This window comes from uncultured Dialister sp., from assembly GCF_937959425.1.
Classification (GTDB): Bacteria; Bacillota; Negativicutes; order Veillonellales; family Dialisteraceae; genus Dialister.
Genome location: NZ_CALGPS010000041.1, coordinates 1 through 8,775, shown reverse-complemented (window position 1 = coordinate 8,775; position 8,775 = coordinate 1). Strand labels below are relative to the sequence as shown.

Here is an 8,775-nt window from a genome sequence, read left to right as displayed (position 1 = left end):
CGCGGTTGTATGTTTTTTCCACCCACCAGCCCCCAGCCACTAGCTACCAGCCACTATCCCCTTCGCCCGCCAGGGCGGTTGTAAAGGTTTTATTTATACTGGCGCCCTGCATTATTTAAAAGGCGCCCACCAAGGCCGATAGCTGATAGCCGACAGCAGTCCTACCAGCACACTACCCATGAGATTTCTCCACTCCGCTCAAGTCGAAATGACGAAGCAGTGCATAAAAATTCTTATGGAAACAGACTCTATGAATGAATCAGTGCTTCCCCAGTTCCTCAAAAATCCCCTTTTTCTCAAATCCATATCTCCAGAAGGCCAGCCCTGCAAGATTATAGTTCTTTTCCAGTTCCAATTTCGCACTGAGGGATTTTTCTTCTTCCAGATATACCCTATGCATAAGGCCTCCCTGTTTCCAGGTGAGGGTGTACTGTCTGGCTTCGGGCTGCCAGATGGGTTTCAAACGGTACCGGTTCATGAGGTCTTCCTGGTCCTTCATGGCAAGGACTTTTGATTTCATGTGTCCCGGATTTCCTTCGTAGATTCTTGTGTAGAAGGGAAGGCCCAGGATGAGTTTCTCCGGAGGCACCATGGTGATGAGTTTCTGTATGCTCCTGTCCAGCCAGCTGTAGGAGGACACGGATCCGGCGTAGGGGCTGGTGCGGGGTGTTTCGTCGTAGCCCATGATGATTTCATAGTCGCAGAAGTCCGCCAGTTTCGTCCGGTCGTAGCAAAGGCTCCAGGTAGGGGAGCCGGCGTTGTAAACGGTGATGTCTGCGGTAAGTTTCTTTTTCCCTTCATGGAGGGGCACGGACAGGTTTTTCATGAAATCGGTGAACAGGTCTTTATCCTTTGGGTCCATGTTTTCAAAGTCCATGTTGTACCCGTAGAGACCGTATACTTCGGAGAGGGCGGCGATTTTGGAAATGAAGGCTTCCTGCCTTTTACCATCGTGCATGAAAAGGGAGGTTTTCTTCACTTCGAAATCGTTATGGATGAGGGGCATCACTTCCATGGAGTTCTCCCTGGCCCTTTTCAGATAGTCGAAGTTCCAGCTGTACGCCCCTTTTTCTATATCCTCATAGCTGCCCATAGTAGGCGAAAGGATGTGGGTGCCCGAGAGGGCGGCGAAGTCGGAGTTTTCATTTCTGAAGGAGTAGTTGATATCCCAGAGAACAAGGGGCCTTTCCGCCGGAAGGGCTTTTTCTTTTCCCTCTTTCTTTTCCTTCTTCTTTTTTACGGTGAGTTCCTTTTTTTTAGGCTTGTAGGTATATTCCAGGCCGGCCTGACCGCTGAAGAAGGAAAAATCCACGTACTTGTTCCCTTCAATTTCCCGGTACGGGATTTCCACCTTTTCTTCCCTTTTCATGGCGGGAGGCGTGGTATATACGTAGAGTCTGTCCTTTTCCCAGGACAGTTTCCACTTTCCCCCTTTGGTAAGCACCAGGGGGGCGGTATAGAAGGTGCCGTCTACTTCATAGGCGTTGAAATTTTTGAAATCGCTGCCCTTCATTTTCACCGCTGCAGGCCCTTCGCCCAAGGCCAGGGCGGGAATCGCTGCGATGATGAGGGCTGCTGCCAGTTTTTTAAGCATATTTCCCTTTCATGATTGTGCTGCAAATTTCCGTACCAGAGTGACCAGTGTCTCTGTGTTCAGAAGATGGTACAGATCCTCCTCCCCTTTCAGGGAAATAGGTTCTCTGTCCAGGAAGGAAATGAATTTCCGAAGGATGCGGGCCGCCTTTTTCCCCTGGTCGAGAGGAGCTTCTTTCCGGCCCAGCACTTTTTCCATGAGGTAAACCATGACTGCCGGACGGAAGAAGGCATCGATGAAAACATTTTCTATCCAGTAATCATGGACGGTATGCCGGAAGGAGCTGCAGGCGCCTGCAAAGGCCAGGTAGAGGGGGAGGCCGTCTTCCGTGCCTGCCCAGAAGTCGCTGAAACCGTAGTCGAAGGCGCCGTCTTCCTGCTTTTTAATATACACCAGGGCGTCCCCTTCTATGATATGCACCTTTTCTTTGTGAGGAAACTGGGGCAGCAGTTTCTTTTTAAAGAGGGAAATCATGTGGGGATTCAGCTCCACCACCGTCACCGACTCCACGTCCTCCTTTTCAGAAGCCATGAAGGTGTAGTAGCCAAGGCCCAGACCGTAGGTAATGACCTTTCCCGCTGCCCTTTCCAGGGGCTCCTTCATGGATTCGATCTCACTTAATACCACGCTCATCCACACGCTGCCGTTTTCAAGGAGCACCGGGAACACCACCGGGCTGTCAAAGAAGGCGGCCTCCCCATAGGCAAAGGGATCTTCCCTCGAGAATCCTTCATGATAGGTCTGGATGAGCTCTCCCGGCAGGTAGTCGTTCGTGGTAAGGGTAATATGGCCTTCCCTTGTTTTCCCTTCCACCCTGACCTGCCGGTAGTAGGGATTGTTTAAAATGTCGCCGGCCGGATGCCTGCGGATATGGGAGGCCAGGTAGTCAAAAAGGCGGTCTCCCATTTCTTCTTCCGTCATGAAACGGGAAAGCTCCGCATAGGGCGCCGGTACTTCCCCATGGCTGACGGCCCAAGCCGCCTCGCCTATATCGTCACCGAAGCCGATGCTTACATAGGACGAAATGAGGTCTTTCTCCGAAGATGTAGAGAAATCCAGGTCTTCTACATAAAGATGATCCGCCACTTCCCCCAGAAGCATGTCCTGGGCCGTTACGGACAGAAGATATTTCTTCCATAAATCTTCTACAGCGCCGGCAAGGGCGCTTTTTTGTATGTTCATAATGGTTCCTTTCATTTACATAGCCCCGCTGGCTATGGTAAGGCCTGTGACCACCGCGGCGCCGGCACGCACCAGTTCATGGGCGGCGGATTCCATGGTGGCGCCGGTGGTGTATACATCGTCTACCAGGAGAATATGTTTTCCCCTGACCTCCATGCCGTGGTTGATGTGAAATATGCCTTTAATATTTTCATATCGTTCCCTTCGAGAGAGGAGGGACTGGGTTTCGGCGCTTCGAAAGCGGATAAGGCCCCGGGGAACGTAGTTTTTTCCCGCCCCCTTCATCCAGTCTTCAAACATCATGTCCACCTGGTTGTAGCCCCGGCTTTCCCATTTCTTTTTGGAAAGGGGCACCGGCATGACCAGGCTCAAGTCTTCCAGCCTGTCCCAGTAGGGAAATCGTGTCAGGAGGGGCGGAAAAGCCCGTTTCCTGTCAATGCGTCCGCCGTATTTCAGCTGGATAATGATTTTCCTTACCGCCCCTTCGTAGTTGCAGAGGGTGTAGCAGCCATGGAGGTGGTCGGTGTGGGAGGAGTTCAAAAGCCTTGGATTCCATACTTTTTTCAGGCAGTCTTCGCACCACACTATATCCCTGTCCACTACCTTCCCGCAGCCCGGGCAGGTGGTGGGATAGAAGATGTCCGCCAGGTCATGGAGGAAATTCATGATTTTGCCTCCCCCTTCAGAAGGGGCAGGAAGAGGCTGTAGCGGCTGGCAGTGTCTGCCCGGCTTACAGCACGGGCAATGGCATCTTCCGTGGAAATCAGGATGGTCTTCTTCCTCGCCCTGGTGACACCGGTGTAGAGGAGGTTCCTCTTCAGCATAATGCCCTGGGTGGGCAGGAGCACCAGGATCACCGTATCGTATTCACTGCCCTGGCTCTTGTGCACCGTGGCGGCGTAGGCCAGCTGGATGCTGCTTCTTTCTTCCCCTTCATACACCACTTCTTTGCTGTCAAACCGCACAAAGATCTTGTTCTTGTCCACTGCCCATACGATACCCAGGTCGCCGTTGTAGACCCCTTTGTCATAATCGTTCTTTTTCTGCATCACCTTGTCGCCGGGAAGGAAATGAACCGCCCCTTCCACCGGATGGTCATGGACCAGTTCCTGTATGGCGCGGTTCAGATGATCCACGCCGCAGGCGCCCCGGTACATGGGAGACAGGACCTGCATTTTCATTTTCATTTTTTCGCTGCCGTAGTCCATGTCCCGGCAGAGCAGCATGATTTCACGGAAAGCATCCAGCTCAGAAGCAGCATAGTAAATGAGGAATTCCCCCTCTTCATCGGGATAGCACATTTGCCCCTCCCGGATGCGGGCGGCGTTGTCAATAATGCCGCTTCCCTCTTTCTGGCGGAAAATGTGCTCCAGCCGCACCACCGGCACTTCGCCCCAGGCGATGAGGTCTTTTAAAGGAGACCCCGGCCCCACCGGCGGCAGCTGGTCGATGTCCCCCACCAGGATAAGCCTGGCCCCTTCCTTCAGTGCACAGAGGAGGTGGTAGAAAAGGGAAATATCCATCATGGATGCTTCGTCCACAATGATTAAATCCTCCTTCAGGGGGTCCGACTCGTTCCTGTTGAAAAAGGTGCTGCCGCTGTCGTGAAGCTCCGCTTCCAGGGCCTTATGGATGGTATCCGCCTCCACGCCGCTGGAAAGGGAGAGCCTTTTCGCCGCCCGGCCGGTGGGCGCCATGAGACGCACCTTCAGCTGGAACTGGCGGGCTGCGGTAATAATGGCCTGCACCAGGGTGGTTTTCCCGGTGCCCGGGCCGCCGGTAATGATAAGCACGCCGGACTTCAGTGCTTTTTCCACCGCTTCCCGCTGCCTGTCTGCCAGGGTCAGTCCCTTTTCCCTTTCAAATTTCTCCACCGCCAGCCTGGAAGAGCCCAAGGGCTCGGCATGAAGGAGAGATTTTATGCGGAGAGCGGATTCCGTTTCCGCTTCATAGAGGGACGGCAGGTAAAGGTACCGTTTGTCATTCCACACAAGGGAAGGGATGAATCCATTTTCTATGGATTCCTTTCCCGCCTCTCTCACAATATCTTCCGTCACTCCAAGGAGCAGGGAGGCATTCCGGAAAACCGACGATTCCGGGGCGCAGGCATGGCCCTGGGCCAAAGCCCGGGAAATGGTATACTCTATGCCCTTGGTCACCCGGTCTGCGTCATCGGGATCCACCCCTTTTGCTAAAGCGATGCGGTCTACTTCCTGAAACCCCAGGCCCGGAATATCCCGCACCATGCGGTAAGGGTCGCCGGACAGCACGTCCTCCGTTTCTCCGCCGTACCGTTTTCTGATGTCCGCAGCAAAGCTCTCGGAAATCCCCAGGGACTGAAGGAACATAATAAGCTCCTGTTCCTCCCTCACCTTTTCATAGGACTCCTTGATTTTGGCCAGGGTTTTCCTGCCGATGCCCGGCACCTGGCGGAGGTCGTCGATCCGGTTTTCAAAAACTTCCAGCGTCTTCCTGCCGAAATGGTCCACAATCCTCCCTGCCATGGAAGGGCCTATGCCGTCAATAAGGCCGGACGCCAGGAAAAGTTTGATTTCCTCCGTTTCCTCGGGCTTTGTATTTTCCAGTATGCTGCATTTGAACTGCATGCCAAAACGGGGATGCCGTTCCCAACATCCCCGAAGAAGCACCAGCTGACCCGCATAGGGGGCAGGGCCCCTGTATGCGGCAGTCACGGTTTTTCTGCTCTCCTTATCTTCCAGAAGAAAGACACAGAACCTGCCATCATCGCTGGAAAATATGATTTTCCTTACGGTGCCGCGCAGTTCTTCTGTCATTTTTCTTCTCCTCTGGTCAATCGGTTCTGCACCTTCTTGCTGATATCCATGAGCATCTGGTACCAGCGGATGAAATCGGGACGGGCAGACAGATCTTCAATCAGCTTCGAGAGCTCCTCTATGTTCTTGGCTTCCCGCTTTCCGTCAAAAACAGGAATTTCCGCCTTCATCTTGCGCTGGGCGATGCTCCTGGACAGGGCAAGCCTTTTCTCAAAGAGGCAGACCAGCTCCTTGTCTATGCTTCTGACAGAATTCCGCAGGGCTTCTAATTCTTTGTCTTCCATAACAGTCCACTCCCCTCAGGAAGAAATGGGATTACTGATTATTGGCGTGGAGGGTCTGAAGGATTTCCTGTACCTTGTCTTTCGCTTCTTCCAGCGGTACTTCCACCACTTCGCCGGACCGGCGAATCCTGATTTCCACACAGCCCGTCTGCTGCCACTTCTTGCCGATGGTGACGCGGACAGGATAGCCGATGAGGTCAGCGTCCTTGAACTTGATGCCTGCCCTTTCATTCCGGTCATCCAGCACCACTTCATCCCGACCGTCTTCCATGTCATGGTAGAGCTTCTTAGCCGCTGCCATCACCTCTTCCGACTTGTTGTTTGCCGGAACGATGACCACTTCATAGGGCGCAATGGCCACAGGCCAGATAATGCCGTCATCGTCGTGGTTCTGTTCGATGGACGCAGCTACCGTTCTGGTGACGCCGATGCCGTAGCAGCCCATGACGAAGGGATGGGACTTGCCCTGGTTATCCAGGTACGTCGCATTCAGAGCTTCACTGTACTTGGTTCCCAGTTTGAACACCTGGCCCACTTCGATGCCGCGGCAGCGGACAATCTTGCCACCGCAGTGAGGGCATACGTCCCCTTCCTGGATCTGGCGGATAGTTTCCACACGGACATCAGTGAAATCGCGGGCCGGGTTCACATGGATATAATGCTTATCCTTTTCATTGGCGCCGCAGCAGGCATCCTGCATTTCCATGACGGTGGGATCGACCAGGATATCGAACTCCTTCGTCCTCTTAAGACCGATGGGGCTGATGTAGCCTGCAGTAAGGCCTACTTTCTTCAAATCCTCGTCGGAAGCCATATCCACATTGATGGCATTGTAAATATGCTGGATTTTCGTTTCGTTCACTTCATGGTCGCCGCGAACCATGGCCAGCACCACCAGGCCGTCCACATTGTAAACCACAGCCTTTACAGACTGGGTAACCGGGGCATGGAGGAAATCGCACACCATTTCAATGGTATGCTGCCCTGGTGTTTCTACCAGTTCCTTTTCCTTGTCATTATGAATGTCGCACTTCACGGTGAGCGGATCCACCGCTTCAATATTGGCTGCGAAATCACAGTTTTCACAGTAAACAATATCCGCTTCCCCGGAATCAGCCAGCACTTCGAACTCATGGGAGCCGCTGCCGCCGATGGCGCCGGAGTCGGCAATGACAGGACGGAAAGTGAGACCGCAGCGGGTGAAAATGCGGGTATAGGCATCATACATGAGCTTGTACTGCTTATCCAGCCCTTCCTCATCAGCGTCAAAGGTATAGCCGTCCTTCATAATGAATTCACGGCTTCTCATGAGACCGAAACGGGGACGCTTCTCGTCTCTGTACTTGTTCTGGATCTGGTACACGGAAACAGGCAGCTGCTTGTAGGAAGTGGTGTCCATCTGGATGAGGGAAGTCACCAGCTCTTCATGAGTAGGACCCAGGCAGTACTCCCGGTCATTCCGGTCCTTCAGCTTGAACATTTCCGGTCCAAATACATCCCAGCGGCCCGTCTTCTGCCAAAGTTCCGCCGGCTGCACGATAGGCATCATGATTTCCTGGGCACCGGTTTTGTTGATTTCCTCGCGGATAATATTTTCCACCTTCAGGATAGAACGCCATGCCAGAGGCAGGAAGGAATAAATCCCGTTCCCGATCTTCCTCATCATGCCGGCCTTCAGCATGTACTGATGGCTCACCACCACGGCGTCAGCCGGTAATTCACGTAATGTAGGACTGTATAATCTGGATGCTAACAAAATATCTCCCCCTGTAACTGTCCCGGCAGGCCGGAACGATTTTCATACCGAAATTTTTTCGTTATATGCTTTTTTATTATACCACGGTTTGACGAGGGTTGTGGGGAAAAATCCTCAGTTTTATTGTCCCACCGCCCGCGGGGTGGCAAAGGAACTGGATTCGTAGGGAGCCAAAGGCGACTGAGAATCCAGTGACATGCTTTCCCGTGGAGGAAGGTGGTGCCGTAAGGCACCAAAGGGGGGCGGGCCTGGAGGGTCCGCGGGTTGTGTAGAAGGGTTGTGTTTCAAGGAGCGGGATAAGGTTCAGAGGGTTCCCTCCCCCCCTATTGTGCCCCCTGAACAGGGGGAAAGGTGGTGGCGTCAGCCACCAAAGGGGGGCGGGCCTTTGGCCCCGAAGGTTGTGTAGAAGGGTTGTGTAGAAAGGTTCTTAAGTTTGACCGGCCCGTTGGGCCGGAGGGTTCTTAGGTTTGACGGGCCCTTCGGGCCCGAGGGTTGTGGTGGCGCCCTATGGGCGCAATATAAAAGTCAGCGTTACGGGACTTGCATTTGTGTCACTATGGCGCCCCCGTCATTTCGAGCGGAGCTGCAAGCCGGTATGATTCGCTTAGTTTCATGGAGCCCAGTGAAAGGGAGCCCTCAAATCTCCCCGCAGAATGCTGCCTTGGGGCAGAAAGGAGCGCTTGGCGTAGAGGCAACAGCAGTTAGCTTTTAGCAGTTAGCATCTGGCTCTGGTACGGCTTGATACTTTAGACGTCATATTCAAGACTAAGCATCGTGGTGTCAGGCTCGCTACGCTCGCCTCCCCCTTGCCCGCTGCGCGGGACTTCCCCCGCAAGCGGTGGCAGAACAACCCGTGCTTAATGTAGAGAATCATATGAAAATATAGCCTCGCGGAGCTTTGTTGTGCCCCCGCCTGCAGGGTGGCAAAGGAACTGGATTTGTAGGGGAGCACAGCGACCCGAAAATCCAGTGACATGCTTCCCTTTGGGTAAAGGTGGTGCCGCAGGCACCAAAGGGGGCGAGCCCGTAGGGCCCGCGGGTTGTGTAGAAGGGTTGTGTTTCAAGGGGCGGGGAAAGGTTCTTAAGATTGACCGGCCTGTTAGGCGGTCGGGTTCTTAGGTTTGACGGGCCCTTCGGGCCCGAGGGTTGTGGTGGCGCCCTATG

General features: G+C 53.7%; 6 protein-coding genes. All 6 read right to left on the bottom strand.

The window, feature by feature from the left end:
• Positions 1–259: 259 nt before the first annotated feature.
• The 6 genes from Q0482_RS01900 to Q0482_RS01875 are packed head-to-tail and all read right to left on the bottom strand — an operon-like array spanning position 260 to position 7,611.
• Entirely contained in the window at positions 260–1,594 is a 1,335-nt protein-coding gene (locus tag Q0482_RS01900; RefSeq protein WP_299142649.1) for a glycosyl hydrolase family 18 protein, read from the bottom strand.
• 9 nt (positions 1,595–1,603) lie between these two features.
• Positions 1,604–2,776: a hypothetical protein gene (locus Q0482_RS01895; RefSeq protein ID WP_299142647.1), complete on the bottom strand. Its 1,173-nt coding sequence runs from the start codon at positions 2,774–2,776 to the stop codon at positions 1,604–1,606.
• Positions 2,777–2,791: 15 nt separating this feature from the next.
• Positions 2,792–3,442, bottom strand: coding sequence for a ComF family protein (locus Q0482_RS01890; protein WP_299142644.1), 651 nt, complete (start codon positions 3,440–3,442; stop codon positions 2,792–2,794).
• Positions 3,439–5,571 carry an ATP-dependent RecD-like DNA helicase gene (locus tag Q0482_RS01885; protein WP_299142642.1) on the bottom strand — a complete coding sequence of 711 codons (2,133 nt, stop codon included), beginning with the start codon at positions 5,569–5,571 and terminating at the stop codon, positions 3,439–3,441. The genes Q0482_RS01890 and Q0482_RS01885 overlap by 4 nt, the downstream gene beginning before the upstream one ends.
• Positions 5,568–5,855 (bottom strand): chorismate mutase, encoded by a 288-nt coding sequence (locus Q0482_RS01880; protein ID WP_299142639.1) that lies wholly within the window; start codon positions 5,853–5,855, stop codon positions 5,568–5,570. Before Q0482_RS01880 ends, Q0482_RS01885 begins: the two co-directional genes overlap by 4 nt.
• Before the next feature lie 31 nt (positions 5,856–5,886).
• Positions 5,887–7,611 carry a proline--tRNA ligase gene (locus Q0482_RS01875; RefSeq protein ID WP_299142637.1) on the bottom strand — a complete coding sequence of 575 codons (1,725 nt, stop codon included), beginning with the start codon at positions 7,609–7,611 and terminating at the stop codon, positions 5,887–5,889.
• Positions 7,612–8,775 lie beyond the last annotated feature (1,164 nt).

What these genes read in the sequence shown, in the direction of transcription:
- Q0482_RS01880 (WP_299142639.1), bottom strand. Translation starts at nt 5,855, where the DNA reads ATGGAAGACAAAGAATTAGAAGCCCTGCGGAATTCTGTCAGAAGCATA.
- Q0482_RS01900 (WP_299142649.1), bottom strand. Translation starts at nt 1,594, where the DNA reads ATGCTTAAAAAACTGGCAGCAGCCCTCATCATCGCAGCGATTCCCGCC.
- Q0482_RS01890 (WP_299142644.1), bottom strand. Translation starts at nt 3,442, where the DNA reads ATGAATTTCCTCCATGACCTGGCGGACATCTTCTATCCCACCACCTGC.
- Q0482_RS01895 (WP_299142647.1), bottom strand. Translation starts at nt 2,776, where the DNA reads ATGAACATACAAAAAAGCGCCCTTGCCGGCGCTGTAGAAGATTTATGG.
- Q0482_RS01885 (WP_299142642.1), bottom strand. Translation starts at nt 5,571, where the DNA reads ATGACAGAAGAACTGCGCGGCACCGTAAGGAAAATCATATTTTCCAGC.